The organism is Roseateles asaccharophilus (genome assembly GCF_031458115.1).
Lineage (GTDB): Bacteria > Pseudomonadota > Gammaproteobacteria > Burkholderiales > Burkholderiaceae_C > Pelomonas > Pelomonas asaccharophilus_A.
In genome coordinates this window covers 242,397-267,285 of sequence record NZ_JAVDXV010000009.1, presented here as the reverse complement: position 1 = coordinate 267,285, position 24,889 = coordinate 242,397, and the positions used below count along the sequence as shown (strand labels likewise).

Genomic DNA, 24,889 nt, shown 5'->3' with positions numbered 1-24,889 from the left:
TCAGGACCTCCCCAACACGCGGAGAACTTCGGCTTCCGCCACCGGCTTCGCGATGAAGCCGTTCATGCCCGCCGCCAGCGCGGCCTGGCGCTCCTGGTCCAGCACGGCGGCGGTGAAGGCGTGGATGGGCAGGCCTGCGGTTGCCGGGTCGGCGCGCAGCAGCTGCGTCGCTTTCAAGCCGTCGATCTTGGGCATGTGCAGGTCCATCAGCACGGCGTCCAGCCGCGGGGCCTGCTCGCGCGCGATGGCGATGGCCTGCTCGCCGTCCTCGGCTTCCACGACCTCGGCGCCCAGGCGTTGCAGCAGCGCGCCGATGATGAGGCGGTTGACCGGGTTGTCCTCGGCCACCAGCAGGCGCTGGCCGGCCAGCGGGTGCAGCTGCGGGATGGGAATGCGCCGGCGCGCGGCCGTGTCGTCCACGGTCAGCGAGCGCGGCAGGCTCAGGTTGGCCCAGAACGTGGAGCCGCTGCGGCCGTCGCTGTCCACGCCCACGCTGCCGTCCATGCGCGCGGCCAGTTCGCGGCAGATGGACAGGCCCAGGCCCGTGCCGCCGAAGCGCCGCGTCGTGGAGTCGTCGGCCTGCGCGAACGGGCGGAACAGCCGCGGCTGCAGCTCGGGCGGCACGCCGATGCCGCTGTCCTGCACGGCGAAGCGCACGCGGTCCAGCGCGGGCGCCGTGACGCTGAGCCGGATGTGACCGCGCTCGGTGAACTTCAGCGCGTTGACGAGGAAGTTGGCGAGGATCTGGCGCACCCGCACCGAGTCGCCCACCACCAGGCGGGGCAGGTCGGGCGCCAGGTCGATGCGCATGTCCAGCCCGCGTTCGCGGCCCAGCGCCGCGCACCCCTCGAAGCTGGCCTGCACCAGCGCGTGCAGGTCGAACTCGATCTGCTCCAGCTCCAGATGGCCGGCCTCGATCTTGGACAGGTCCAGCACATTGGAGACGATCTCGTTCAGCGACTCGGCCGCGCCGACGAGGTGGGCCAGGTACTTGTCGCGATGCGGGTCGTCGGGGCCGCCCTGCTGCAGCAGCCGCGCCAGGCCCAGCACACCGTTCAGCGGCGTGCGGATCTCGTGGCTCATCGTCGCGAGGAAGGCGCTCTTGGCATGGCTGGCCGTCTCGGCCTGCTGCTTGGCCGCCTTGAGCTCGCGCTCCTGGCGGCGCTGCTCGGTAACGTCCTCGGCCACCCACAGCGTGGGGTGGTCGTCGTCGTGCCGGCCGGCCACGGTGGCGGGCAGGCCGCGGGCGTTGAACTGCACGGTGATGCGCCGGCCGTCGGGGCGGATGAAGTCGCGCTCGAAGGCCTGGGCGGCATCGGCGATGTCCTGCAGCGCGGGCAGCGCGGTGCTGCTGTCGGCCAGGCGCGGCTCGGTGCCGCCGAAGATGCCCTCCCAGTGGCGGTTCACGCGCTCGAAGCGCTCGCCGTGCGTCAGCGCGATGCCCACGCTGGCGTGGTCCAGGATGGCGTCGGCCTCGATGCGCTCGCGCTCGCGCGCGGTGATGTCGCGGGCGATCATCATCGTGGCGGGCTCGCCATCCCAGTCCAGCCGCGTGGCGGACAGCTGCAGGTCACGCCACTCGCCGTTGACGAGGATGGCGGTGCGGAAATCGCGCACGATGCCGTGCTCGTTGAGCGCGGCGCCCAGGCGTTGCGGCTCGCTGTCGTCGGCCCACAGGCCCAGCTGGCGGGCGCTGCGGCCCAGCAGTTCGTCGCGGCCGCGCGCCACCAGCGCGCAGAAGCCGTTGTTGACGAAGGCGATGCCGCCGTCGGCGATGCGGGCCACGCAGATGGCGTCGGGGCTGGCGCGCAGCAGGCGGTCCAGCAGGCCGGCGGTGCGCTGGTGCTGCTGCAGCGCGAGGCGCTCGCCGGTGATGTTGTGGCTGACGCCGCGCCAGCCCACATGCTGGCCGTTGGCGTCGAACATGGGCTCGCCCGAACTCAGCGTCCACAGCGTGCGGCGGTCGGGCGTTTCGAAGCCGTTGATGCGGTCGCGGTAGGGGCGCTGCGCGCGGATGTCTTCCAGCAGCGCGAGGTAGTCGGCGTCGCGCACGAGCCGGGCGCCGTCGGGCTCGCCCAGGCGCATGAAGTCCTCGCGCTTGTGGCCGCTGAGCGCCTCGAACTCGTCGGACAGCGATGTGATGCGAAAACGCGCGTCGGCCTCCCAGGCCCAGTTGTGCGAGGCCTGCACCAGCCGGTTCAGCCGTGCGCCCTCAGTAATCGCGCGGGCCAGCGCGGCACCGAGGATGCGGTTCAGCAACAGCGCCGACGCCAGGCCGCTGACGGCGAGGAGCAGGTGGGCGACCAGCCGGTCGGCCAGCTTGGGCAGCTCCGGCCGGTTCATGCCGGCCAGTACACCCTGGTGCTCGGCCACCGCCAGGCCCGCGATGGCGGCGAGATAGAGGGACGCCAGCGCGAACGCCGCCCGGTTGCCGGCCACGCCGCCGGCCAGCGCGATCAACAGCGCACCCGCCGCGAGGATGAGGGTGTGCACGCCCAGGCCGATGTGCACCGCGTGGCTGACGAGCGCCACCAGCGTGCCGCCCAGCACCAGCGTGGTCGCCAGCCGTGGTCGGCCCCCGCGCACCAGCCCGAAGGCCACGGCGCCCACGGCCAGCAGCGCCAGCCCCACCATCAGCCGCTGGCTGGCCCACAACGCGCGCAGGCTCAACACGGTTTCCATCGCGCCGATGGTGGCGGCCAGGGCGCCGACGAGGAGGACGATCCAGATCAGCGTGCGCGCGGCCATGCGCTGCAGCGCGTCGTTCGTCAGGCCGGAGTCGGTAGTTGCGGATGCCATGGGTGGATGGCGTGCCGTCTGGGCAGGCGACGGGCAGCCGCGGCCGACATTAGCACGCGAGTGGCGCGCGACTGCCCCAGGTTTTCAGGGGCTCGCGATGCGTGAAGGCAGGGTCTGTTCACGCGGTACGCGGGCGCGGCAGCCAGGCCAGCGGGTCCCAGCGCGCGGCCGGCAGCTCCACCCAGCGGTGGAAGGTCGGGGCCAGGCGGTGGGCGAGGGCCCAGGTCGCCACGAGCAGCGCCACGCCTGCCGCGGGCGGGGCGTCCGGCCATTGCGCCAGCAGCGCGTTCGTCAGCAGCAGCACCGGGAAGTGCAGCAGGAACAGCGCATACGACGGCGTGGCCCATGCGGTCAGGCGGTCGCCCCAGCGTGCCGGTAGCGGCGCGCGGCCCGCGGCCTGGCGCGTCTGCGCCCAGGCCAGCCACAGCGCGGTGGCCAGCGCGAGGGCCAGGCGGTCGCGCCAGTCCAGCAGCAGCGCGGTGCTCGCGGCCAGCACCAGCAGCGCCAGGCCCGCGCGGCCATGGCGCCAGCAGCCCAGCCAGTGCACCAGCGCGCCCAGGCCGTAGGCGGCAAAGAAGTAGGGCGCCCAGACGTCCAGCGTCGCGTCCAGGTTGAAGAAAAAGGCGGAGGCCAGCGCCATGCCGGCCACCAGCAGCGGGCCCGCGAGCTGGCGGCCCGGGTGCCGCCAGCCGCGCCTGGCCAGCCACAGCAGGCCCAGCAGCAGCGCGAACAGCTGCAGGTCGATGGCCACGTACCAGGCACCGACCGTCAGCGCTTCATAGCCCAGCACGTCGTGCAGCAGCAGCGCATGCGCCAGCAACTGGACCGCGCCGATGCCGCTGGGCAGCAGTTCGGGCAACGAGGAGGTAATCAGTGCCGACGCGCCCAGCGTCAGCGCCAGCGCGGCCAGGAAGGGCAGCACCAGCCGCAGATAGCGCCGCCACAGCAGCGCCGCCACGCCGGCCTGCAGCGCGCCGCCGCGTGGCGACAGCGCGCGAGCGCTCAGGTAGCCACCCACGACGAGGAAGACCTGCACAGCCATGCGGCCGTAGTCTTGCAGCAGCCCGGCGAGCGCCGGCAGCGCGTCATGCGCGGCGCGTGCGATGGGGCCGTAGCTGACCAGGTGGTGCAGCACGATGACCTGGGCGGCGAGGGCCTTCAGCAGATCGACCTGCGGCAGGCGATGAAGGGGCGTGGACATGACGGGCACAAAAAGAACGGGCCTGCACGTGGCAGGCCCGTTGTCGCGGACGGGCGGGATTCTATCGACCGCCCCTGGCGAGGATCAGCGTGTTCAGGTCGGCGTGACGGTCAGCTGGTTGTCGACCGACTTCACGCCCTCCACCGCCTTGGCGATGCTGTCGGCGCGGTCCTTCTCGGCCTGCGTCTTGACCTTGCCGGTCAGCTGCACATGGCCGTTGGCGTCGGTGTCCACCTGCACGTTGACGAGCGACGTGACCTTGCTGGCGGCCAGCTGGGCCTTGATCTTGGTGGTCACGACCGAGTCCTTGACCCAGGTCTTGGCGGTGGCGGTCTTGGTGGCGTCGTTGGCCTGCACGGCCAGCGGCGCGACCATGGCGCCGACGATGACGAGGGAGGCGATTCGCGAGAGCTTCATGACAGGTTTCCTTTCATCGGAAGCGGCAGCACCCGATGCGCACCGCTGAAACACGAATCTAGGAAATCGGTGAAGCGCCGAGGAGCGGACGGCGTGCTGCCGCGCTGTAGGACGGTTTCTCGCGAGCCACTGCCATTGGTTACATCTGAGAGGGAAGAAAAGGCCCGGCGGCCGCGTTGTCGGGAGGAAGGGGCGGGAGAGCCGGTCCCGAGAACTCGATCAGCGGGAGCCCACCATGCATTCAGTCCAACCCCTTGTTGTTGCCGCCGCGCTGCTGCTGGGCAGCCACGCCGACGCCGAAGAGGCAGCCCCCAATGCCGACAAGCGCGCCATCAACACCGCTGTGCAGCGCGATGCGCGCGGCAACCAGAGCGCGGCGGCGGCCGTCGGCCTGCCGGTGGGCAGCCAGGCCTGGGTGCAGGCGGGCGTGGGCCGCTCGCGCAGCCGCGATGCGGCCAGCGGCGCCACTTACAAGCCCAGTCAGGTCGCGGCGGGCGGTGGCGTCGCGGGCAGGAGCTGGCAGGCCAGCCTGAATGCCAGCCAGCGCCGCGACGGCGGCAAGCTGCGCCAGATGGACTGGGGCGCGTCGGCAGACTGGAAGCCGGTGGACGGCGTGGTGGTGGGCGTGGACGCCACCCGGCGCAGCGCCCGCGCGCGTGGCACGGCGGCGGGCGCCGCGGTGGAGCAGCGGCTGAAGGGGCAGGGCGCCGGCGTGCACGCCGCCGTGGCCGTGACGCCGCGCCTTTCCGTCTACGGCGCGACGATGCGCAACAAATACAAGAGCAGCACCACGCAACAGACCACCACGACCCCGCCCGGGCTGCTGGGCGCGCTGACCGGCAACCGCGTGTCCGTGGTCAACCGCGACGAGGCCGCACTCGACCGCAGCCATCAGCTGGGCGCAACCTGGCGCATCAGCGAGCGCGTGGCTTTGAACGGCGAGGTCACGCAGGACCGCGTGTTCGAAGGCGGTCGGCTGCAGAGCGTGCAGCTGAAGGCGGCCATCGCGGCGGGCATCAGCGGCTGGACCTTCACGCCCGGCATCGGTCGCAGCCGCGACGCGCAGGGTGCGTCCGTGAATTCGGGTTCGCTGGCGGCCAGCTTCGCGTGGTGAGGCTTGACACGATTCGATGTTTGGCTAATCATCGAATCATGAGCCTGGTCTTCAAAGCGCTGTCCGACCCCACCCGCCGCCGCGTGCTGCAGCTGCTGCGTGAGCGGCCCATGAGCGCCGGCGAGCTGAGCGACCAGTTCGATGTTTCCAAGCCCACGATGTCGGCGCACTTCGCGGTGCTGAAGGAGGCCGACCTCGTTCACGCGGAGAAGTCGGGCAAGTCCGTCATCTACCACCTGAAGCTCACGGTGCTTGAAGAGGCGCTGCTGGGCTTCGTCCATTCGTTCGGCGTGGGCACGGCCAGGCCGCGAGCCCGCAAGGAGATCGCGAGATGAACAAGGAAGTCGTCTCGTCTTTGGCCTGGGGCATCGGCATCGTCGTGCTGGCGTTGGCTGCCACGCTCGCGCGCAAGCTGGGCTACGTCGATGCGGACACGGTCACCCGCGTGGTCATCGCGGCCACCGGCTTGATGATCGCGGCGTTTGGCAACCGCATGCCCAAGGCCTTCGTGCCCAGCCTGTATGCCCGCAAGGTGCAGCGCGTGGGCGGCTGGTCGCTGGTGCTGAGCGGCCTCGTTTATGCCGGCCTGTGGGCGTTCGCGCCCATGCAGGTGGCGGTGGTGGGCGGCTGCCTGGCGGTTGGCGCCGGCATGGCCGTGACGATTGGCTATTGCCTGTCGCAGCGCGCCAAGCTGAAGAAGGTGGCCTGAGGCCACTCAGCGAGCGGCGCGCGCCGGCGGTCGGCGCTGCCAGTTCTCGACGGCGTTGATGACGGTCTCCCAGACGCCACGGTCGTAGGTCACCGCCGCGAACAGGTTGTCCTTGTTGGGCTGCTGCCTGACGGCCGTGCGGGCCAGCCGCTCCAGCGGTTCGCGCGCTGCGGCGACGCAGCCGGCCAGGTCGGCGAACATGGACGTCACGCGGTGGAACAGCACGCCGCGCTGCAGGTCGGTGGCCTTCAGCGATGGCATCTCCACGGCGCGCAGGAACACGCGCGCCTGCCCGTCGCCCAGCAGCTCCACGCAGAACTCGCGGCGCCAGCCGGTGAGGCTTTGTTCGGTGGTCAGCGTGGCCTGGGTGTCGTCGATGTGCAAGGTCATTTGATCAGTCTGCATGACGACGTGGTGCAAGCTGCCGCGGGTTGTATCGCGATGCTTCGGCACCAAGGCCTGCGGCTAACGTCGACTGCGACAAGTTGCGCGCTGTTTCCATGCAGACTTGGGGCCTGTTCACACTACGGGAGCAGGCCGCCATGCCCCACACCGTCCTCAGTTTCTGGTTCGACGAGATCCAGCCCGCCCAATGGTGGAAGGTGGATGCCGCCTTCGACGACCTGATCCGCATGCGCTTCGGCGCGCTGCACGAGCAGGCGCGGCGCTGCGAGCTGTTCGGCTGGCGCACCACGCCCGAAGGCCGGCTCGCCGAGGTCATAGCGCTGGACCAGTTCGCCCGCAACATCCACCGCGGTACGCCGGCCGCTTTCTCGGCTGACCCGCTGGCGCTGGCGTTGGCGCAGGAGGCCGTCGCGGCCGGTGCCGACCTGGCGCTGCCCGTCGAGCGGCGCGCCTTCCTCTACATGCCCTATATGCACAGCGAGTCCGCTGCCATACATGACGTGGCCGAGCCGCTGATGAAGGCCCGCGCGCCGCAGGGCACGCATGAGTTCGAGCTGAAGCACAAGGTCATCATCGATCGCTTCGGGCGCTACCCGCACCGCAATGCCATCCTGGGCCGTGCGTCCACGGTGGAGGAGGTCGGGTTCCTGAAGCAGCCGGGCTCAAGTTTCTGATGTGATCCAATAGCGAAATTGGAATCGATTCCAATTCCGCTCCCGATACCCGGGCGCGGCAGCCACGACAGCCAGGCCACTGGCGAGGACGAGACATGCCACGCAAGACCGCAAAGACCGATGTTGCGCGCCCGCGCGCCCCTGCCTCCCTGCTTCCCGCCCTGCTGGCGGCCGCCACGCTCGCGCTGCCGGCCGTGGCAGCGCCGCCTGACTTCGGCCCCAACGTGCACGTCCTGAGCCCGTCCACGCCGGGCCTGCAGCAGCGCATCCTGGACATCTACGAGGCGCAACAGCCCAACCACTTCGGGCCGCGCCGCGACGCCATCCTGCTGTTGCCGGGCACCTATGAGAACCTGCGCATCCCCGTGGGCTTCTACACGCATGTGCTGGGGCTGGGCCGCCATCCGGGCGACGTGCATGTCATCGGCGAGCTGCGCTCCAACGCTTTTCTGGAGAACGACAACGCGACGCAGAACTTCTGGCGCGGCGCCGAGAACTTCGCCGTGACGCCCACGCTGGGCCTGGAAGGCCACACGCTGCAATGGGCCGTGTCGCAGGCCATTCCGTTCCGGCGCATGCACGTGCGCGGCAACATCCGGCTCAACCAGAAGAACGGCTGGGCCAGCGGCGGCTGGTTCTCGGACGTGCTGGTGGACGGCCAGGTCAACTCGGCCACGCAGCAGCAATGGATCTCGCGCAACAGCGAGTGGGGCAGCTGGACGGGATCCAACTGGAACATGGTGTTCGTCGGCGTGCCCAATCCGCCAGCCGGCGAGTTCCCGACGCCGGGGCAGCGCTTCACGAAGATAGACAAGACGCCACTGGTGCGCGAGAAGCCCTATCTGTTCGTCGAGAAGGACGGCGGCTACGCGGTGCGTGTGCCCTCGCTGCGGCGCGACAGCATGGGCATCTCCTGGGCCAACGGCGCCGGCAAGCCCGTGATGACGCCGGGCAAGACGCTGCCGCTCGCGCGCTTTCACATCGCCAAGCCGGGCGACACGGCCGCCGCGCTGAACGCGCAGCTGGCCGCCGGCAAGCACCTGTTGTTCACGCCGGGCGAGTACCTGCTGACCGAGACGCTCCAGGTCAGCAAGCCCGGCACCGTCATGCTGGGCATAGGCTTCCCGACGCTGCGCTCGGACACCGGCGCGCCGCTGGTGAAGACGGCGGACGTGGACGGCCTGACCATCGCCGGCCTGTTTCTGGACGCCGGCCAGAAGGACTCCGGCGTGCTGATGGAGGTGGCGCCCACGGGCAGCGCCAGGCGCCACAAGGCCGACCCCATCGTGTTGCACGACCTGTTCTTTCGCGTCGGCGGCGCGGCGGCGGGCCAGGTGCACACGGCGCTGCGCATCAACGCGCACGACACCCTGGTGGACCACACGTGGATCTGGCGCGCCGACCATGGCGCCGGCGTCAGCTGGAGCGACAACCCGTCCGCCCACGGCCTGTGGGTCAATGGCGAGGACGTGACCATCTACGGCCTGTTCGTCGAGCATTTCCAGAAGGAGCAGGTCGTCTGGCAGGGCAATGGCGGGCGCGTCTATTTCTACCAGTCCGAGATCCCGTACGACCCGCCGACCCAGCCGGAATGGACCAACGCCGCCGGCGGCCGGGGTTTCGCGTCGTACAAGGTGGCGGACTCGGTGACGCGCCACGAGGCCTGGGGTCTGGGTGTCTACAGCGTGTTCCTGAAGCCCGATGTCGTGCTGGACCGCGCCATCGAGGCGCCCAACAAACCGGGCGTGCGCTTCCAGTCCATGATCACCGTCTGCCTGGTGGACAAGGGCAGCATCGAGCGCGTCATCAACGACGCGGGCGAGCCGGCGCGCTGCAAGGGCGGCAGCAACACGGCCACGCTGAAGAGCTACCCCTGAGATGAGACGCTGTCGGCGGTGTCCGACAGCGGGTCGCGCCGCCGTTACATCCTCCCGGTGCGGGCCGGCCCCCACACTGGCTGCACCATCAACCTGGGGGAATCACCATGGGACCGACCAAGATCATCGGCATCCTGCTGCTTGTGGCCGGCGCGGCCGCGCTGGCGCTGGGGGGCTTCAGCTACACCAAGGAGAACACCGTCGCCAAGCTCGGCCCGGTCGAGCTGTCCGCCAAGGAGACCGAGCGCGTCAATTTGCCGGTGTGGCTGGGTGTCGGCGCCATCGCCGTGGGCGGGCTGCTGCTGGTGTTCGGCCGCAAGAACTGACCTTGCCCCGGCGGCGGGTCGGATAGCCGCTTACCCTAGCGGCCTCGCCACTTCTGAATCCCGGCCGCAATGGACAACCTCGACCTCAGCGTGTTGCGCACGGCCGCCGGCTGGCGGGCGGAGGCGCGCGGCGTCGTGCTGGGCACGATCACGCGCACCTGGGGCTCGGCGCCGCGGCCGGTGGGTTCGCTGGTGGCGGTGCGCGACGACGGACTGATTGCCGGCTCCGTGTCGGGCGGCTGCATCGAGGACGACCTGGTCGCGCAACTGCGCGCCGGCAGCCTGCAGCTGGCCCGGCCCGCGCCGCTGCGCTACGGCGTGGGCGCCGAGGAGGCGCGCCGCTTCGGACTGCCCTGCGGCGGCACGCTGGAGTTGATGCTGGAGCCGCTGGGGCCGCAGTCGGCGGTGGACGAGTTGCTGGCGCGGCTGACCCGGGGCGAGCGCGTGCGCCGCACGCTGGAGCTGGCCACGGGCGCCGTCGCGCTGGCCGACGCCGAGCCCGGCGCCGACACGCTGGAGCTGAGCGACACGCAGCTGGTCAGCCACCACGGGCCGCAGTGGCGGCTGCTGGTCATAGGCGCCGGCCAGATGACCGACTACCTCGCGCAGATGGCACTGGCGCTGGGCTATGGCGTGACCGTGTGCGACCCACGCGAGGAGTACGCCGACGGCTTCGCCATCGCGGGCGCCACGCTGACGCGCGACATGCCCGACGACGTGGTCACAGCCTTCAAGCCCGATGGCGCCACCGCCATCGTCGCGCTGACGCACGACCCCAAGCTGGACGACCTTGCGTTGATGGAGGCGTTGAAGAGCGCCGCCTTCTACGTGGGCGCCATCGGTTCGCGCGTGAACCAGGCCAAGCGCCGTGCGCGGCTGGCCGAGCATTTCGACCTGACCGATCAGCAGCTGGACCGGCTGCACGGCCCCGTAGGCCTGGACATCGGCGCCCGCACGCCGCCGGAGATCGCGCTCAGCATCCTGGCGGAGATGACGGCGGTGCGCTACCGCGCGGCCGGCACTCGTCCCGAGGCCGGTTGCGCCGTCTGAATCACTTCAACGTGTAGCCGCGGCCATCCATGCAGGCCTCGACGGCGCGGTTGAACACGCTGCTATCCGCTTGCGCATTGGGCTGCGTCGTCGCCCAGCGGTTGCAGTCACGGCGGTCGGTCTCCAGCTGTTCGGGCGATTGGCCGTTGCGCGGGTAGATGATGGGATCGGCCTTGGGTGGCGGCGGTGGCGGGGCGGGCTGCACCTGCGGTGCGGCGGTGTCGGCCGGTGGCGTGGCGACGGCATAGCCCTCCGGCACCGGCCGGTAGTAGACGCCGTTGGCGTAGTAGTAGGGCTGGCCGCCCAGCGTCAGCGTCACATAGGACGGCGGCAGCAGCGGAATGACGACACCCACCGGTGGCGTCACGACGCGGTAGCGCGGGCCATAGGGCTGGTACCAGACGCCGCCGTGGAACCAGTAGCGGCCAGGGCCGGCGCCGACGATGACCGAACCGCGCGGCACGCGCGGTGCGACATAGCCCGGCGCGGGGTAGTAGTGGTCGTGGTGGTAGCGGTTGTCGAACACCATGCCGATGTTGGCGCGCACGCGCACGTCGGCATGGGCCGGCGCGGCGGCCAGCGCGGCGCACAGCGCCAGCAGAGGGAGGGTCAGCAAGGTCTTCATGGGGATTCACCTGTCGGGCCGGGATGGGAGGCCAACGCCGCCAGCGTGCCGGCCGCGCACTGCTGGGCGGTTGCAGCCACGTAAAGTTCGGCGCTCCCTCCTGTCGCCCGCCTGTCGCCGCCCGCCATGATCGAACTGCACTACTTTCCCAGCAACGCCAGCTTCGCGCCCCACATCCTGTTGGAGGAGATGGGCATCCCGTTCACGCTGCGCCAGGTGGACCGTGCCAACAACGAGCACAAGTCGCCGGCCTACCTGAAGCTCAACCCCAACGGCCTGATCCCGACGCTGGTGGATGGCGACCTGGTGCTGTACGAGACCGCCGCCATCCTGATGCACCTGGCCGACTGCCACCCCGGCTTCGCGCCGGCGCCCGGCACGCCCGAGCGCGCGCAGTACTACAAGTGGATGACCTGGCTGACCAACACGCTGCAGGCCATGCTGATCCACTACTTCTACCCGGACCGCATGGCCAGCGACGCCGCCGAGGTGAAGGCGCGCGCGGAGGCGCAGGTGGCGCCCATGCTGGACCAGCTGGACGCCGAGCTGGCCCGCCACGGCGGCCCGTGGTTCCTGGGCGCGAACTACACAGCCGTCGATCCGCTGGCCTTCATGCTGTGCCGTTGGACGCGCATGCAGGCCAACCCGGCCAAGACGCGGCCGGCGCTGGGCGCCTACCTGAAGCGCGTGTTCGAGCGTGAGGCGACGCAGCGCGTGGTCGCGAAGGAGAAGCTGCCGGATCCGGTGTATTGAGAGCTGATTTTTGTTTGATTGAGTTGCTTTTGCGAAGAGAGCGGCTCATCGAGAGATTGCGGGGAGTCCGTCCCGGCGGCCGGGTAACTTTCTTCTGCGGCGCCAGAAGAAAGTCACCAAAGAAGAGGCGCTGAACCGCATCCCATCGCGACGACACCATGAGCGGCGCGCGAAAACGTTCAGTCGCATGGCGCCTGGATGCGAACCGCTTCGCTCCGCGTCTGACTTGTGACGAACGCGCCTCGTCGCCCCACCTGCCCGTCCGACGCGCGGCTGCACGCCGTGCTCACCAAAACAGCCCAGTGCAGCGCCGCCCGGGCGGCGCGGCTGTCCCCCCACGTTCGCAGTGCCAGCCCATGGCCGGGTTCAGCGGCCATTTGCGTTGGTCGGAATGCGTCGAGCTTGTCGACCGCATTCCAGCCAAGGAGCACTCCACATGAACCACCGTCAATGGGCCGCCGCTGTGGCGGCCATCCTGGCCTTCAACAGCGCCCACGCCGCGTCCATCCTCGACACCTTCAGCGACGGCACCGGCCTGATCCAGACCGATGCCGCGCCGTTTGTCGAAACCCATCTGCCGTCGGCGCAGGCGCCCGGCGGCGGGCGTTACATCGCCAACAGCATCGAGGCCAGCGTGGCGCAACCGGCCAAGTTCACCTTTGCCGCGATCCAGGCCGGCGCCTACTTCACGCTGGCCGACGCGGCCGTGCCGCTGGTCACCAACCTGACCTATGGCGTGGCCAATCTGCTGGGCACGGATCTGTCCATCGACCTGCGCAGCGAGTCCGCCTTCAAGCTGGACTTCCGCTATGTGTCGGCGCCGATGTCGCTGACGCTGTCCGTCATCACGGCCCACGGCCCCGGCACGTTCGCCAGCGTCGCCGACTTCGCCACCGGCCTCAGCGCCTCGCAGGCGCAGAGCGTGGTCATCCCGTTCAGCGCCTTCGTCAACGACGCCGGCAACCCCAGCCCGGTGGACTGGGCCGACATCGACGCGATCAGCATCTACGTCTCCGGCCCCGGCGGCTCGGGCTTTGCGCTGGACACCTTCAGCACGCTGCCAGCCGTGCCCGAGCCGTCCAGCCTGGCCCTGCTGGCGGCGGGGCTGGGGCTGGTGGCGTTCACCGCGCGGCGCCGGCTGGGCCGCTGACGGGTCAGGGCACGCCGCAGAGGCAGTGCGCGGCCGCGGAGCGATCCCAGCGGCCTTGCGCCGACAGCCGCGCCAGTTCCTTCAGCGCCGCCAGTTCCTCGACGACAGGCGCCGGCAGCGCGTCCAGCCCCAGGGTCTGGCCAATGGACTGGGCCAGCGGCGGCGCCACCACGTCGGCCAGCGACGCCAGCAGCCGCTCCTTGCGGCTGACCTCGCGTTCCACATAGGCCAGCGGCGGCTTGTCGCCGTCCTTGACCTCCAGCTTGGCCAGCTTCACGGCGGTCTGCACCGCGTCGTCCAGGCTGCCCAAGCGGTCGATGAGGCCGCGCTCCTTGGCCTGCGCGCCGGTCCACACGCGGCCCTGGGCGACGGCATCGATCTTCTCGGGCGTGCTCTTGCGCGCCTGCGCGGCCAGCGTCGTGAAGCGGTCGTAGACGTTGTCGATGCTGGACTGGATGACGGCCTTCAGCCGCGGATCCAGCGCGCGTCGCGCGTCGTAGCCGCCGGCCAGCCAGGTGGTCGTCACGCCACCGGTGTGCAGCGACAGCTTGTCCATCAGCCCCTCGCCGGTGGGCAGCATGCCGAACACGCCGATGCTGCCGGTCACGGTGCCGGGGTCGGCGATGACGGCATCGCTGCTGGTCGAGATCCAGTAGCCGCCCGAGGCCGCCACGTCGCCCATGGACACGACGACCGGCTTGCCGGCCTTGCGCGTCAGCTCCAGCTCGCGGCGGATGATCTCAGACGCGAACGCGCTGCCGCCCGGCGAGTTCACGCGCAGCACGACGGCCTTGATGGCGTCGTCCTCGCGCGCCTTGCGGATCAGCCGTGCGGTGGAGTCGCCGCCGATGCGGCCCGGGCCGGCCTCGCCGTCGACGATCTCGCCCTCGGCCACGACGATGCCCACGCCCGGCTGCAGCGTGCTGGGCCGCGGCGCGGCCTTCACATGCGCGAGGTAGGCGCCCAGCGACACCTGGCGGAAGGTCTTGGCCTGCTCGTCCTTCGCGCCCTTGGCGATCAGCAGCTCGCGCATCTGGTCGCGCGTGCGCAGACCGTCCACCAGCTTCTCCTGCAGCGCCAGCTGGGCCGAGTCGCCCTTCAGCGCGGCCAGGCGTTGCGGCAGTTCGGCGATGCCCTTGGCGATGCTGCCGGCCTCCAGCTTGCGGGCCGCTTCGATGCTGGCCGTGAAGCCGTTCCACAGCTCGCCGTAGACCAGGCCCACCGACTCCTGGGTGGCCGGGCTGGGGCCGTTCTCGGTGTAGATCTCGACGGCGTTCTTGTAGGTGCCGGCCTTCATCACATGGGCCGTCACGCCCAGTCGGTCGAACGCGTCGCGGTAGTAGACGTTGTAGCGGCCGAAACCCTCCAGCGCCACGCTGCCCATGGGGTGCAGGTAGACCTCGTCGGCCTGCGCGGCGAGGAAGTAGGCGCGCTGGCTGTAGCTGTCCGCATAGGCCAGCACCGGCTTGCCACTTTTCTTGAAGCGCTGCAGCGCGGCGGCCACCTCGTGCAGGCTGCTCAGGCCGGCGCCGCGCAGCTCGTCCAGGTCCAGCAGCACGGCGCCGACGCTGTCGTCGCGGGCGGCCTGGTCCAGCACGGCCAGCACGTCGCGCAGCCGCGTCTGGCGCGCGGTGCTGCGGCCTTGCGCCTGCGCCATCAGCTGCTCGCGCGGGCTGCCGGAGAACTGCTCGACCAGATTGCCGTTCAGGTTCAGCACCAGCGTGGTCTTGGGCGCCAGCGGCGCGGGGCCGCGTGTCAGCCAGGCCGTCACGAAGATGACGATGAGCAGCAGCACGAACAGGTTCATCAGCGCGCGCCGTGTGCCGTCCAGCAGCCACCAGGCCTTGGAGAACAGCCAGCCAATCTTGGAGAGCACAGACTTCATCGACGTTCCCTGAGGGTTGTTTCGCGCCGATTGTGGGGCGTGGCGGCCTTAAGCTCCGGTCGTCACGGTGGAGGAGAAGGACACCTATGCTTGCCTGGCCCGGCTGGTTGAGACGCCTGAACACGCATTTTCCGCTGCGGTACGCGACCTGGATGCTGTGCGGCCTGCTGGCGATGTTCTTCGCCATACGCTGGACGGCCGGGCTGGCCGACGGCTTGCTGGCCGTGCTGTTCCTGGCGCTGACGCTGCTGGGCCTGCGCGACATGCGCCAGACGCGCCACTCCATCCTGCGCAACTATCCCGTCATCGGGCACCTGCGCTTCCTGCTGGAGTTCATCCGCCCCGAGATCCGCCAGTATTTCCTGGAGGGCGACAACGACGCCGCGCCGTTCTCGCGCGCGCAGCGCTCCATCGTCTACCAGCGCGCCAAGGGCGACCCCGACCAGCGCCCCTTCGGCACGCAGCTGGACACCGGCGCACGTGGCTACGAGTGGATCAACCACTCGCTGGCGCCCACCCACCTGCCCAGCCACGACTTCCGCATCACGGTGGGCGCGGGCCGCGCGCAGCCCTACTCGTGCAGCGTGTTCAACATCTCCGCGATGAGCTTCGGCGCGCTGAGCGCCAACGCCATCCTGGCGCTGAACAAGGGCGCCAAGCAGGGCGGCTTCGCGCACGACACCGGCGAGGGCTCCATCAGCATTCACCACCGCCAGCACGGCGGCGACCTGATCTGGGAGATCGGCTCGGGTTATTTCGGCTGCCGCAACGACGACGGCTCGTTCAACGCGGACAAGTTCGCCGCGAATGCGCGCGACCCGCAGGTCAAGATGATCGAGCTCAAGCTCAGCCAGGGCGCCAAGCCGGGCCACGGCGGCGTGCTGCCCGGCCCCAAGGTCACGGCCGAGATCGCTGCCGCGCGCGGCGTGCCCGAGGGCGTGTCCTGCATCTCGCCGGCCCGGCACAGCGCGTTCTCCACACCCATCGAGATGATGCGGTTCATCGAGCAGCTGCGTGAGCTTTCGGGCGGCAAGCCCACCGGCTTCAAGCTGTGCATAGGCCATCCATGGGAATGGTTTGCCGTCTGCAAGGCCATGCTGGAGACCGGCATCACGCCCGACTTCATCGTCGTGGACGGCGCCGAGGGCGGCACCGGCGCGGCGCCGCTGGAGTTCACCAACCATGTCGGCGCGCCGGTGCAGGAAGGGCTGCTGCTGGTGCACAACACGCTGGTGGGGCTGGACCTGCGCGACAAGATCAAGATCGGCTGTGCCGGCAAGGTCACCACCGCCTTCGACATCGTGCGGCTGATGGCGCTGGGCGCCGACTGGTGCAACTCGGGCCGCGGCTTCATGTTCGCGCTCGGCTGCATCCAGGCCCAGGCCTGCCACACGGGCCATTGCCCCACCGGCGTGACGACGCAGGACCCGCACCGCCAGCGTGCCATCGTCGTGCCCGACAAGGCGCAGCGTGTCTCCAACTTCCACCAGGGCACGCTGAAGGCGCTGAAGGAGCTGGTGGAGGCCGCCGGCCTGTGTCATCCGCAGGAGATCACGGCTCAGCACATCGTGCACCGGCTGGACAAGCACGAGGTAAAGCTGCTGGCCAACCTGCTGCCCTTCGTGAAGCGCGGCGCGCTGCTGCAGGGCGAGCTGCCGCACAACACCTTCCGCGTCTACTGGCCGCTGGCCAGCGCGCACAGCTTCGCGCCGCAGGGGGCGATCCAGCCTTCCCCCTGACCTTGGTGGCAACCGCCAGTTCATGGGGGTTGAAGACTACGATTTAGGGGGTTTTGTGCTGAAACGCGCACAATGCGCAACACCATGCCCACCGTCTACCTGCTTCGCCTCGGCGAGACCGCGCTGCAACGCACGCGGTCGCTGCTGCTGCGCGCCGATGGCGTGGAGCTGGCCGGCAGCAGCGGCAACCTGACCGACGCGCTGCAGGAGATCCACAGCCTGGCACCCGACATCGTCGCCAGCGACCTGCGTCTGGTCGACGCGCATGCCATGCGCGTGGCCCATGAACTGGGCCGGCTGCCCGTGAGGCCGCAGCTGCTGCTGCTGACGCCCACGGCCGACGACCTGCAGCTGTTCGCGGCGCTGAGCGCCGGTGCCAACGCGTATCACGTGGACGATGGCAGCGGCGCGGGCCTCGTCGAGGCGCTGGCGCGGCTGCACGACCGCCGTTCCATGCTCAGCCCGCAGCTGGCCCGGCAGGCGTTGGCCGCGTTTGGCATCGAGCGCAGCCCGCTGGTCACGGCCCGCCAGGCGGCAGCCGCGCTGGACGCGACGCCCGCCGGCCGTCAGATCGAGCAGGCCAGCCGCCATCTGCTGACGCTGCTGGCGCAAGGCCTGTTGCTGGCCGAGATCGCGACGCTGTGGGTGCTGGACGCCGCCGAGGTCGAGCGCCGCATCTGGCGCCTGGTGCGCCTGCTGCACGTCCGCTCGCGCGAACTGCTGATCGCCTGATCAGGCGGTCGGTACCGTCTCGGCGAAGCTGGCGCGCTGCGACAGCTTGTCCATGTGCCGAGCCAGGTTGGGATGGCTCTCGCGCCAGTGGATGTCCGGGAAGCGGAATTCCAGCCAGCCCAAAGCGCAGCCGACGGCGATGTCGGCCAGCGAGAAATGGTTGCCGGAGCACCAGGCCTTCTCGCCCAGCCCCTGGCTCATCGCGGCCAGCCCTGCATGCACCTTGCCCAGCTGGCGGTCCGCCCAGGCGGTGCTGCGCTGTGCGTCGGTGCGGTGCGGCCAGTGGCGTTCCTGGCGGGCCAGGATGGCTGCATCCATGATGCCGTCGGCCAGCGCCTCCCAGGTGCGCACCTCGCAGCGCTCGCGGCCGCGGTCGGGAATGAGCTTGCCCACCGGGGACAGCGTGTCCACGTACTCCACGATGACGCGCGAGTCGAACATCGCACCGGTGATGGAGTCCTGGCCTTCCATGACCAGGCAGGGCACCTTGCCCAGCGGGTTGATCTTCAGGATGGAGTCGCTGCCCCAGACGTCCTCGAGCACGAGCTGGAAATCGAGCTTCTTCTCAGCCATCACGATGCGCACCTTGCGCACGTAGGGGCTGGTGAGAGATCCGATCAACTTCATCGTCATAGGGCAAACACGGGCATCACAAGTCGAAACGATTCTAGCGATCGGTCCTTGAGCCAAGCCCAGTGAAAAAAGCCTGTCGGCTCGCCCCGACAGCCGCGCATCCAGGGGTTGCCAGTCTCCACGGTGCCCTGCAAAGTGCTGCCCGCCCAGACGCTGCGGTCACGTCGCCGGAAGCCGGAACACATGAGCATCCAGGGAGGATGAATGATCGATGCCGACTTGACCGCGGACGTGCCGTCCGTGGTCGAACCGCCGCCTGCGCCCGAGGCGCCCACCGAGCGCGAGCTGCCGCTGCACTTCAGCGGCACCGGCACCGAATACCTGCGCATCTGGCTGCTGCACACGCTGCTCATCCTGCTGACGCTGGGCCTGTACCTGCCGTTCGCGAAGGCGCGGCGCATCCGCTACCTGTACGCCAACACCTGGGTGGATGGCGACGCGCTGGCCTTCCATGGCGAGCCGAAGACGATGTTCCGCGGCTTTCTGGTGCTGGTGGCGCTGTTCGGCATCTATGCGATCGGCTCGCGCTTTTCGCCGCTGGCTGGCTACGTCGCCTTCCTGGGCCTGTGCGTGCTGTGGCCGGCGCTGTGGCGGGCGGGCCAGCAGTTCCGGCTCGCCAACACCTCGTGGCGCGGCCTGCGCATGGCCTTCCGCGGTGACCTGGCCGACGCCTACTCGGTCTTCGGCGTCGCGATCTGGCCGCTGGTGCTGATGATCGGCGTGCAGCAGTTCGCGCGCGCCGTCATGGAGGGCAGCGTGGCCATAGGCTCGCGCTGGGCCGGGCTGATCGGCGGCAGCATGATCGTCATCGGCGGCATCGGCGCCGTGCTCTACGTCGCGCTGCTGCCGCTGGCGCTGGCCAAGGTCAAGCACTACCAGCACAACCACTACCAGCTGGCCGACCAGCGCGCGCAGATGCAGCTGCCCACGCGGCGCTTCTACGGCCTGGCCGTGAAGACGCTGGGCTGGGTGCTGGTGCCGGCGTTGGTGGTGCTGGCCGTGCTGATGATCCGCGGCGTGGGGGCGTGGATGACGGACCACAAGTTCGCCGGTACGGCCGCCATCGGCGTGACGCTGTTGGCCTACCTGCTGTCCTTCGTGCTGATCCTGCCGTTCTTCCATGCCCGCCTGCAGAACCTGGTCTGGAACCACACGGCGTCGCAGCAGCTGCGCTTCGCGAGCCGGCTGAGCTTTCGCCGTCTGGCCTGGCTGAACACGAAGAACTGGGTGCTGACGCTGCTGACGCTGGGCCTGTACCGGCCGTTCGCGGTTGTCAACACCTGGAAGCTGAAGCTGGAGGCGGTCAGCATCACGGTGACCGGCTCCATGGACGGCTGGGACGGCAGCGACAGCGCCGCGGTGGCCGATGCGTCCGGCGAAGCCGCGGGTGATTTCTTTGGCATCGAGCTGGGCCTATGACCACGACCGCTTCCCCCACGCTGGCCATGCAGTGGTTCGATGGCCTGCGCCCCGTGCCGCGGCCCGTGAAGGTCTGGCTGGACGCGCAGCGCGTCTGCGTGCAGGTCGACGACGCCGCGCCGCGCGATTACGCGTCGGCCAGGTTGCGCTGGCCCGAGCCGCTGCAACATGGCCAGCGCCAGATCCTGCTGCCCGACGGCGGCGTGCTGAGCTGCACCGACGCGGCCGCCTACGATGACTGGCTGGGCCACAGTGGCCGCCGGCACGGCGCCATCCCGCGCTGGCAGCGCAGCACGCAACTGGCGCTGCTGACGCTGCTGCTGCTGGTCGCCACGCTGTTTGCCGGCTGGCGCTGGGGCGTGCCGGCGGTGGCGGACACCACCGTCAAGGTCTTGCCCGCGCACTTCGACGACCAGGTCGGCCGCCGCGTACTGAAGGAGCTGGACCGGCACTGGCTGCGGCCCAGCCGGCTGACCTGGCTGCAAAGGCGCACGGTGTTCGCGCGCTTCGCCAACGCGGTGAACGTGTCGCTGCAGCAGCGCGCGCTGCCGCAGTTGACGGAGTTCGAACTGGAGTTCCGTGAAGGCGGCCCCCGCTTCGGCCCCAACGCGCTGGCCTTGCCGGGTGGCGTCATCGTCGTGACCGACGAGCTGGTCAAGCTGCTGGAGGACCAGCCCGACGCCATCGTCGGTGTGCTGGGCCACGAACTGGGGCATGTGAAGCATCGCCACGGCATGCGGCTGACGCTGCGCGCCGGCGCGGCGGGCCTGGCCAGCGGCGTGTTGATCGGTGACTTCTCCCTCGTGCTGGCCGGCGCGCCGGCGCTGCTGGCGCAGCAGAGCTACTCGCGCGACTTCGAGCGCGAGGCCGACGACTACGCCCGCACGCTGCTGCGCGGCGCGGGCATCAAGCCGGCTGTCATGGTCAGCTTCTTCGAGCGGCTGCAGCAGCATCGCCAGGAGCACGGGGAGGACGAGGACACCGGCTATGCCACGGCGTTTTCCAGCCATCCGCCGGACGAGGAACGCATTGCCTTCTTCAAGGCCGAAGCCGCACCGCCCCCCAAAAACTAGAATCGCGGGTTTTCCACGATCCGCCCGGCTGCCATGACCACCTCCGACTACTCCGCCATCAGCGCCCTCTCGCCGCTGGACGGCCGCTATGCCGCCAAGGTGGCCGCACTGCGCCCGCTGCTGTCGGAGTACGGCCTGATGCACCGCCGCGTGCAGGTCGAGGTGGAGTGGTTCATCGCGCTGAGCGATGCCGGCTTCAAGGAGTTCAAGCCGCTGTCCAGCGCCGCGCGCTCGCGCCTGCGCCGCCTCGTGAAGAAGTTCAGCGAGGCCGATGCCGAGGAGATCAAAGCCATCGAGCGCACGACCAACCACGACGTGAAGGCCGTGGAGTACTGGATCAAGCGCAGCTTCGAAGGCCATCCCGAGCTGCTCGCCGCCGGCGAGTTCGTGCACTTCGCCTGCACCAGCGAAGACATCAACAACACCAGCCACGCGCTGATGCTGAAGGCCGCGCGCGACGAGGTCATGCTGCCGGCGCTGGACGGCATCATCGAGAAGCTGCGCGGCATGGCTCACCAGTTCGCGGCCATCCCGATGCTGAGCCGCACGCACGGCCAGACGGCCAGCCCCACCACCGTGGGCAAGGAGATCGCCAACGTCGTGGCCCGCCTGCAGACGGCGCGTGCGCGCATCGCCGCCGTGAAGCCGCTGGCCAAGATGAACGGCGCGGTGGGCAACTTCAACGCCCACCTGTCGGCCTGGCCCAAGCACGACTGGGAAGCCTTCAGCAAGACCGTCATCGAGAAGCAGTTGAAGCTGACGTTCAACCCGTACACCATCCAGATCGAGCCGCACGACTACATGGCCGAGCTGTTCGACGCCTTCACGCGCGCCAACACCATCCTGATCGACTGGTCGCGCGACGTCTGGGGCTACATCTCGCTGGGTTACTTCAAGCAGAAGACCAAGGCGGGCGAGATCGGCAGCTCGACGATGCCGCACAAGGTCAACCCCATCGACTTCGAGAACGCGGAAGGCAACTTCGGCCTGGCCAGCGCCGTGCTGACGCACCTGTCGCAGAAGCTGCCCGTGAGCCGCTGGCAGCGCGACCTGACCGACTCCACCGTGTTGCGCAACATGGGCGTGGGCCTGGGCTATGCGCTGCTGGGCTACGACTCGCTGGCCAAGGGCCTGGGCAAGCTGGAAGTGAACGAGGCCGCGCTGGCCGACGACCTCGACGCCGCCTGGGAAGTGCTGGCCGAGCCCATCCAGACGGTCATGCGTCGCTTTGGTCTGCCCAACCCCTACGAGCAGCTCAAGGAGCTGACGCGCGGCAAGGCCATCACGCAGGAATCCATTCGCGCCTTCATCGAAGGACTGGATCTGCCCAAGGCCGAGAAGGCGCGGCTGCTGAAGATGACGCCGGGTTCCTACACGGGTCTGGCGCAGGAACTGGCAAAGAAAGTTTGAAGACTTTGCGGGACAGACTGATCGAGCGCAGCGAGTAGCTCTGTCCCCAACTGGCTAGAGAGCCAGCTTGAACACTCTCGAGGGCTCGTTGTAGCCCTCGAGCCATTCCTGCCCCTGCTCGACGAAGCCCAGCTTGCCCAGCAGGCCCGTGCTGCGTGGGTTGTCGACGGCCGTGATGGCCATCAGCGTCTGCCAGGCCAGCCGCTCTCGCGCGTGCGTGACGCAGGCTTGCGCGGCCTCCAGCGCATAGCCCTGGCCTTCGTGAACGGCCAGCAGCGCATAACCCAGGTCGGGCTCCGGCAGCACCGCGCGCTTGAACAGGCCGCACATGCCCAGCAGTTCGCCGTCGCTACGGCGCTGCACGGCCCAGAAGCCGTGACCGAGTTCGCAGTAGGCCGCGAAGAGCCGTTTCTCGGCCCACGACAGCGCGTCGTCCAGCGTGCGCACGCCGGGGTCGTTGATGTTGCGAATCCATCCAGGCTCGTTGACCAGACGCAGCAGGAAGGGGGCATCAAGCGGTGTGAATTCACGCAGCGACAGGCGTGCGGTGTCCAGGATGTGCATGGATCCAGACAATAGCCTGTTACTGCCCCGACATTTCGCTACACGTCCGCCTCCACCCATCCATCGCTCATGAGCCTAGCGTCCGACACCAGCGACAACCCCGAGCTCAGCCAGGCGCTGCGCGAGCTGGATGTCATCCTGGCCAACGCCGGCGTGGGTGTGGTGTTCGTGAAGAACCGCACGCTGGTGCGCTGCAACCAGCGCTATGCCGAGATCTACGGCTTCGCCAGCCCCGAGGCGGCCGTGGGGCGTAGCAGCGTGGAGTTGTACGAGAGCGAGGACGCCGCGCGCAGCCTGGGCCGGCGCGCCTATCCGCTTCTGGCCGCCGGCGAGACCTTCCGCAGCGAGCAGCTGATGCTGCGTCAGAACGGCGAGGCCTTCTGGGCCCATCTGACCGGCCGCCTCATCAACCCCTACGACCCGGCCGATGGCTCGATCTGGATCGTCGACGACATCCACGACCGCCGGCTGGCCGATGCCGCGCTGGCCGATCTGCACGCCGAGCAGCAGCTGATCTTCGACCACGCGATGGTGGGCATCGTGTTCCTGCGCGGCCGCCGCGTGACGCGCGTGAACCGCGCGTTCGAGCAGATCTTCGGCTTCGAGCCCGGCGAGCTGGACGGCCAGTTCTCGCGCGCCTGGTACCTGAGCGACGAGGACTGGAAGGCCGCGGGCGACCTCTGCTATGAACCGCTGTCGCGCGGCGACTCTTTCCACGCCGAGATGCTGCTGGGCCGCAAGGACGGCAGCCCGGTCTGGTGCGAGGTGCGCAGCAAGGCGATTGACCGCAGCGACCTGTCGCGCGGCTCCATCTGGATCACGCAGGACATCACGGCCCGCAAGCTGGCCGAGCAGGAGCTGCTGAACGCCAAGAACCAGCTGGAAGCGCTGGTCGCGCAGCGCACCGAACAGCTGAGCCAGACCGTGGCGGAGCTGCAGCTGAAGATCGCCGAGCAGCAGGCCGCCGAGGCGCGTGCGCAGCGCCTGGCGATGTTCGACGGGCTGACCGGCCTGCCCAACCGCCACCTGCTGGCCGACCGCGCGACGCAGGCCATCGACATCGCACGCCGCAGCGACGAACCGCTGGCCGTGCTGTTCCTGGACCTGGACCACTTCAAGAACGTCAACGACTCGCTGGGCCACCGCGTGGGCGACACGTTGCTGGTGCAGCTGGCCGCGCGGCTGCGCGGCGCCGTGCGCGAGCAGGACACCGTGGCCCGCACCGGGGGCGACGAGTTCGTGCTGGTGCTGCCGCTGACCGACATCGCCGGCGCCGCCCACCTGGCCACCAAGCTGATGGCGCTGGCCAGCGCGCCCTTCCAGGTCGATCAGCAGGAGCTGACCGTCACGCCGTCCATGGGCATCGCGATGTTCCCGACCGACGGCGACGATTTCGACACGCTGTGCAAGTGCGCCGACGCGGCCATGTACCGCGCCAAGCGCGACGGCCGCAACGCCTACCGCTTCTTCACGAGCGAGATGCAGGCCCAGTCGGCCCGCGCGCTGACGCTGGAGAACGCGCTGCGCCGCGCGCTGGAGCGGCAACAGCTGAGCCTGCATTACCAGCCGCAGTTCGCGCTGGAGGCCGGTGGCGAGACCCGCATCGTCGGCGCCGAGGCGCTGCTGCGCTGGCAGCACCCCGAACTGGGCTGGGTGTCGCCGGCCGAATTCATCCCCATCGCCGAAACCACCGGGCTGATCCTGCCCATCGGCGAATGGGTGCTGCAGGAAGCGCTCTCCCAGCTGCGTCGCTGGGACCAGGCCGGCCTGCCGGAGCTGACCATGGCGGTCAACCTGTCGGCCGTGCAGTTTCGCAACGACGACCTGCCCGGCCTGGTGGGCCGCGTGCTGCACGACGTGGGCATGCCCGCCGAGCGCCTGGAGCTGGAGCTGACCGAGGGCGCCGCGATGGAGAACCCCGGCGCGGCCATCGCCGTGATGAACGAGCTGCACGCCCGCGGCGTGCGGCTGTCCATCGACGACTTCGGCACCGGCCACTCGTCGCTGAGCTATCTGAAGAAATTCCGCGTCGGAAAGCTGAAGATCGACCAGTCCTTCGTGCGCGACCTGACCGAGGACGCGGAAGACCGCGCCATCGTCGACGCCGTCATCCGCATGGCTGCGGCGCTGGGCCTGGAAACGCTGGCCGAAGGCGTCGAGACCGAAGGGCAGCTGGAGTTCCTGCGCCGCCAGGGTTGCATGGCCGTGCAAGGCTATCTGTTCAGCCGGCCTGTGCCGGCCGATGCCTTTGCTGAGTCCGTGCTCGCGGAGAATCCACCGATCTCCGCGCCCAACTCGGCCTACGCACTCCCATGAAGCCCGCTCGCGCAAGCG

Annotated in this window: 23 protein-coding genes; 15 read left to right on the top strand and 8 right to left on the bottom strand. The window is 69.5% G+C overall.

From position 1 onward, the window contains the following. The 3 genes from J2X21_RS22100 to J2X21_RS22090 form a co-directional block, all read right to left on the bottom strand. The gene (locus tag J2X21_RS22100; protein WP_310332238.1) at positions 1-2,799 is read right to left on the bottom strand and encodes an ATP-binding protein; all 2,799 of its coding nucleotides are present in this window, start codon (positions 2,797-2,799) and stop codon (positions 1-3) included. Between the two features lie 118 nt (positions 2,800-2,917). Beyond that, on the bottom strand, positions 2,918-4,000 hold the full coding sequence (locus J2X21_RS22095; RefSeq protein ID WP_310332237.1) for an acyltransferase family protein: 1,083 nt from the start codon (positions 3,998-4,000) through the stop codon (positions 2,918-2,920). Positions 4,001-4,093: 93 nt separating this feature from the next. Then, positions 4,094-4,417 carry a BON domain-containing protein gene (locus J2X21_RS22090; RefSeq protein WP_310332236.1) on the bottom strand — a complete coding sequence of 108 codons (324 nt, stop codon included), beginning with the start codon at positions 4,415-4,417 and terminating at the stop codon, positions 4,094-4,096. Positions 4,418-4,652: 235 nt separating this feature from the next. Here J2X21_RS22090 and J2X21_RS22085 point away from each other — a divergent pair, with 235 nt between their 5' ends. The 3 genes from J2X21_RS22085 to J2X21_RS22075 are packed head-to-tail and all read left to right on the top strand — an operon-like array spanning position 4,653 to position 6,240. Next, positions 4,653-5,531 carry a hypothetical protein gene (locus J2X21_RS22085; protein ID WP_310332235.1) on the top strand — a complete coding sequence of 293 codons (879 nt, stop codon included), beginning with the start codon at positions 4,653-4,655 and terminating at the stop codon, positions 5,529-5,531. A 38-nt stretch (positions 5,532-5,569) separates the two neighbouring features. Then, positions 5,570-5,866, top strand: a complete 297-nt coding sequence (locus J2X21_RS22080; protein WP_310332234.1) for an autorepressor SdpR family transcription factor — start codon at positions 5,570-5,572, stop codon at positions 5,864-5,866. Beyond that, complete coding sequence (locus J2X21_RS22075) at positions 5,863-6,240, top strand: SdpI family protein (protein WP_310332233.1); 378 nt, start codon at positions 5,863-5,865, stop codon at positions 6,238-6,240. Before J2X21_RS22080 ends, J2X21_RS22075 begins: the two co-directional genes overlap by 4 nt. 6 nt (positions 6,241-6,246) lie before the next feature. Here the strand turns inward: J2X21_RS22075 and J2X21_RS22070 are convergent, their stop codons facing one another. Next, a complete protein-coding gene (locus J2X21_RS22070) occupies positions 6,247-6,630 on the bottom strand; it encodes a hypothetical protein (protein ID WP_310332231.1) in 384 nt (127 codons plus the stop codon). A 152-nt stretch (positions 6,631-6,782) separates the two neighbouring features. Here J2X21_RS22070 and J2X21_RS22065 point away from each other — a divergent pair, with 152 nt between their 5' ends. The 4 genes from J2X21_RS22065 (at position 6,783) to J2X21_RS22050 (ending at position 10,572) form a co-directional block, all read left to right on the top strand. Beyond that, the gene (locus J2X21_RS22065) at positions 6,783-7,319 is read left to right on the top strand and encodes a DUF924 family protein (RefSeq protein ID WP_310332229.1); all 537 of its coding nucleotides are present in this window, start codon (positions 6,783-6,785) and stop codon (positions 7,317-7,319) included. Positions 7,320-7,414: 95 nt separating this feature from the next. Then, on the top strand, positions 7,415-9,196 hold the full coding sequence (locus J2X21_RS22060; protein ID WP_310332228.1) for a hypothetical protein: 1,782 nt from the start codon (positions 7,415-7,417) through the stop codon (positions 9,194-9,196). A 107-nt stretch (positions 9,197-9,303) separates the two neighbouring features. Continuing rightward, the gene (locus tag J2X21_RS22055) at positions 9,304-9,522 is read left to right on the top strand and encodes a hypothetical protein (protein WP_310332226.1); all 219 of its coding nucleotides are present in this window, start codon (positions 9,304-9,306) and stop codon (positions 9,520-9,522) included. 69 nt (positions 9,523-9,591) lie between these two features. Further along, on the top strand, positions 9,592-10,572 hold the full coding sequence (locus J2X21_RS22050; protein ID WP_310332225.1) for an XdhC family protein: 981 nt from the start codon (positions 9,592-9,594) through the stop codon (positions 10,570-10,572). A gap of 1 nt (position 10,573) precedes the next feature. Here J2X21_RS22050 and J2X21_RS22045 read toward each other — a convergent pair whose 3' ends face one another. After that, positions 10,574-11,197 (bottom strand): DUF6515 family protein, encoded by a 624-nt coding sequence (locus J2X21_RS22045; protein ID WP_310332223.1) that lies wholly within the window; start codon positions 11,195-11,197, stop codon positions 10,574-10,576. 126 nt (positions 11,198-11,323) lie between these two features. Between J2X21_RS22045 and J2X21_RS22040 the strand changes: the two genes are divergently transcribed. Both J2X21_RS22040 and J2X21_RS22035 read left to right on the top strand, forming a co-directional pair. Beyond that, positions 11,324-11,950, top strand: a complete 627-nt coding sequence (locus tag J2X21_RS22040; RefSeq protein WP_310332222.1) for a glutathione S-transferase family protein — start codon at positions 11,324-11,326, stop codon at positions 11,948-11,950. Positions 11,951-12,386: 436 nt separating this feature from the next. Beyond that, positions 12,387-13,100 carry a PEP-CTERM sorting domain-containing protein gene (locus tag J2X21_RS22035; RefSeq protein ID WP_310332221.1) on the top strand — a complete coding sequence of 238 codons (714 nt, stop codon included), beginning with the start codon at positions 12,387-12,389 and terminating at the stop codon, positions 13,098-13,100. A gap of 4 nt (positions 13,101-13,104) precedes the next feature. On the opposite strand, the gene sppA is transcribed toward J2X21_RS22035, so the two are convergent. After that, positions 13,105-14,985, bottom strand: a complete 1,881-nt coding sequence (gene sppA, locus J2X21_RS22030) for a signal peptide peptidase SppA (protein WP_310332220.1) — start codon at positions 14,983-14,985, stop codon at positions 13,105-13,107. Positions 14,986-15,071: 86 nt separating this feature from the next. Here sppA and J2X21_RS22025 point away from each other — a divergent pair, with 86 nt between their 5' ends. Together J2X21_RS22025 and J2X21_RS22020 are read left to right on the top strand one after the other, a co-directional pair. Continuing rightward, positions 15,072-16,724: an FMN-binding glutamate synthase family protein gene (locus tag J2X21_RS22025; RefSeq protein WP_310332219.1), complete on the top strand. Its 1,653-nt coding sequence runs from the start codon at positions 15,072-15,074 to the stop codon at positions 16,722-16,724. Positions 16,725-16,808: 84 nt separating this feature from the next. Beyond that, entirely contained in the window at positions 16,809-17,456 is a 648-nt protein-coding gene (locus J2X21_RS22020; protein WP_310332218.1) for a response regulator, read from the top strand. Here J2X21_RS22020 and J2X21_RS22015 read toward each other — a convergent pair whose 3' ends face one another. Then, a complete protein-coding gene (locus J2X21_RS22015) occupies positions 17,457-18,083 on the bottom strand; it encodes a glutathione S-transferase family protein (RefSeq protein WP_310332217.1) in 627 nt (208 codons plus the stop codon). Between the two features lie 210 nt (positions 18,084-18,293). On the opposite strand from J2X21_RS22015, the gene J2X21_RS22010 reads away from it, so the two are divergent. The 3 genes from J2X21_RS22010 to purB are packed head-to-tail and all read left to right on the top strand — an operon-like array spanning position 18,294 to position 21,991. Further along, positions 18,294-19,508, top strand: a complete 1,215-nt coding sequence (locus J2X21_RS22010) for a YjgN family protein (RefSeq protein WP_310332216.1) — start codon at positions 18,294-18,296, stop codon at positions 19,506-19,508. Next, positions 19,505-20,581 carry a M48 family metallopeptidase gene (locus J2X21_RS22005; protein ID WP_310332215.1) on the top strand — a complete coding sequence of 359 codons (1,077 nt, stop codon included), beginning with the start codon at positions 19,505-19,507 and terminating at the stop codon, positions 20,579-20,581. Before J2X21_RS22010 ends, J2X21_RS22005 begins: the two co-directional genes overlap by 4 nt. A gap of 33 nt (positions 20,582-20,614) precedes the next feature. Then, positions 20,615-21,991, top strand: a complete 1,377-nt coding sequence (gene purB, locus J2X21_RS22000) for an adenylosuccinate lyase (protein WP_310332214.1) — start codon at positions 20,615-20,617, stop codon at positions 21,989-21,991. A 54-nt stretch (positions 21,992-22,045) separates the two neighbouring features. Here purB and J2X21_RS21995 read toward each other — a convergent pair whose 3' ends face one another. Continuing rightward, entirely contained in the window at positions 22,046-22,555 is a 510-nt protein-coding gene (locus J2X21_RS21995; protein ID WP_310332212.1) for a GNAT family N-acetyltransferase, read from the bottom strand. 69 nt (positions 22,556-22,624) lie between these two features. On the opposite strand from J2X21_RS21995, the gene J2X21_RS21990 reads away from it, so the two are divergent. Next, the gene (locus J2X21_RS21990; protein ID WP_310332211.1) at positions 22,625-24,871 is read left to right on the top strand and encodes a putative bifunctional diguanylate cyclase/phosphodiesterase; all 2,247 of its coding nucleotides are present in this window, start codon (positions 22,625-22,627) and stop codon (positions 24,869-24,871) included. The last annotated feature ends 18 nt before the right edge of the window (positions 24,872-24,889 follow it).

Coding starts and splice junctions, on each gene's coding strand:
- J2X21_RS22040 (WP_310332222.1), top strand. CDS start 11,324: ATGATCGAACTGCACTACTTTCCCAGCAACGCCAGCTTCGCGCCCCAC.
- J2X21_RS22060 (WP_310332228.1), top strand. CDS start 7,415: ATGCCACGCAAGACCGCAAAGACCGATGTTGCGCGCCCGCGCGCCCCT.
- J2X21_RS22080 (WP_310332234.1), top strand. CDS start 5,570: ATGAGCCTGGTCTTCAAAGCGCTGTCCGACCCCACCCGCCGCCGCGTG.
- J2X21_RS22015 (WP_310332217.1), bottom strand. CDS start 18,083: ATGAAGTTGATCGGATCTCTCACCAGCCCCTACGTGCGCAAGGTGCGC.
- J2X21_RS22070 (WP_310332231.1), bottom strand. CDS start 6,630: ATGACCTTGCACATCGACGACACCCAGGCCACGCTGACCACCGAACAA.
- J2X21_RS22055 (WP_310332226.1), top strand. CDS start 9,304: ATGGGACCGACCAAGATCATCGGCATCCTGCTGCTTGTGGCCGGCGCG.
- sppA (WP_310332220.1), bottom strand. CDS start 14,985: ATGAAGTCTGTGCTCTCCAAGATTGGCTGGCTGTTCTCCAAGGCCTGG.
- J2X21_RS22045 (WP_310332223.1), bottom strand. CDS start 11,197: ATGAAGACCTTGCTGACCCTCCCTCTGCTGGCGCTGTGCGCCGCGCTG.
- J2X21_RS21995 (WP_310332212.1), bottom strand. CDS start 22,555: ATGCACATCCTGGACACCGCACGCCTGTCGCTGCGTGAATTCACACCG.
- J2X21_RS22065 (WP_310332229.1), top strand. CDS start 6,783: ATGCCCCACACCGTCCTCAGTTTCTGGTTCGACGAGATCCAGCCCGCC.
- J2X21_RS21990 (WP_310332211.1), top strand. CDS start 22,625: ATGAGCCTAGCGTCCGACACCAGCGACAACCCCGAGCTCAGCCAGGCG.
- J2X21_RS22075 (WP_310332233.1), top strand. CDS start 5,863: ATGAACAAGGAAGTCGTCTCGTCTTTGGCCTGGGGCATCGGCATCGTC.
- J2X21_RS22050 (WP_310332225.1), top strand. CDS start 9,592: ATGGACAACCTCGACCTCAGCGTGTTGCGCACGGCCGCCGGCTGGCGG.
- J2X21_RS22005 (WP_310332215.1), top strand. CDS start 19,505: ATGACCACGACCGCTTCCCCCACGCTGGCCATGCAGTGGTTCGATGGC.
- J2X21_RS22010 (WP_310332216.1), top strand. CDS start 18,294: ATGATCGATGCCGACTTGACCGCGGACGTGCCGTCCGTGGTCGAACCG.
- J2X21_RS22085 (WP_310332235.1), top strand. CDS start 4,653: ATGCATTCAGTCCAACCCCTTGTTGTTGCCGCCGCGCTGCTGCTGGGC.
- J2X21_RS22020 (WP_310332218.1), top strand. CDS start 16,809: ATGCCCACCGTCTACCTGCTTCGCCTCGGCGAGACCGCGCTGCAACGC.
- J2X21_RS22100 (WP_310332238.1), bottom strand. CDS start 2,799: ATGGCATCCGCAACTACCGACTCCGGCCTGACGAACGACGCGCTGCAG.
- J2X21_RS22035 (WP_310332221.1), top strand. CDS start 12,387: ATGAACCACCGTCAATGGGCCGCCGCTGTGGCGGCCATCCTGGCCTTC.
- J2X21_RS22095 (WP_310332237.1), bottom strand. CDS start 4,000: ATGTCCACGCCCCTTCATCGCCTGCCGCAGGTCGATCTGCTGAAGGCC.
- J2X21_RS22025 (WP_310332219.1), top strand. CDS start 15,072: ATGCTTGCCTGGCCCGGCTGGTTGAGACGCCTGAACACGCATTTTCCG.
- purB (WP_310332214.1), top strand. CDS start 20,615: ATGACCACCTCCGACTACTCCGCCATCAGCGCCCTCTCGCCGCTGGAC.
- J2X21_RS22090 (WP_310332236.1), bottom strand. CDS start 4,417: ATGAAGCTCTCGCGAATCGCCTCCCTCGTCATCGTCGGCGCCATGGTC.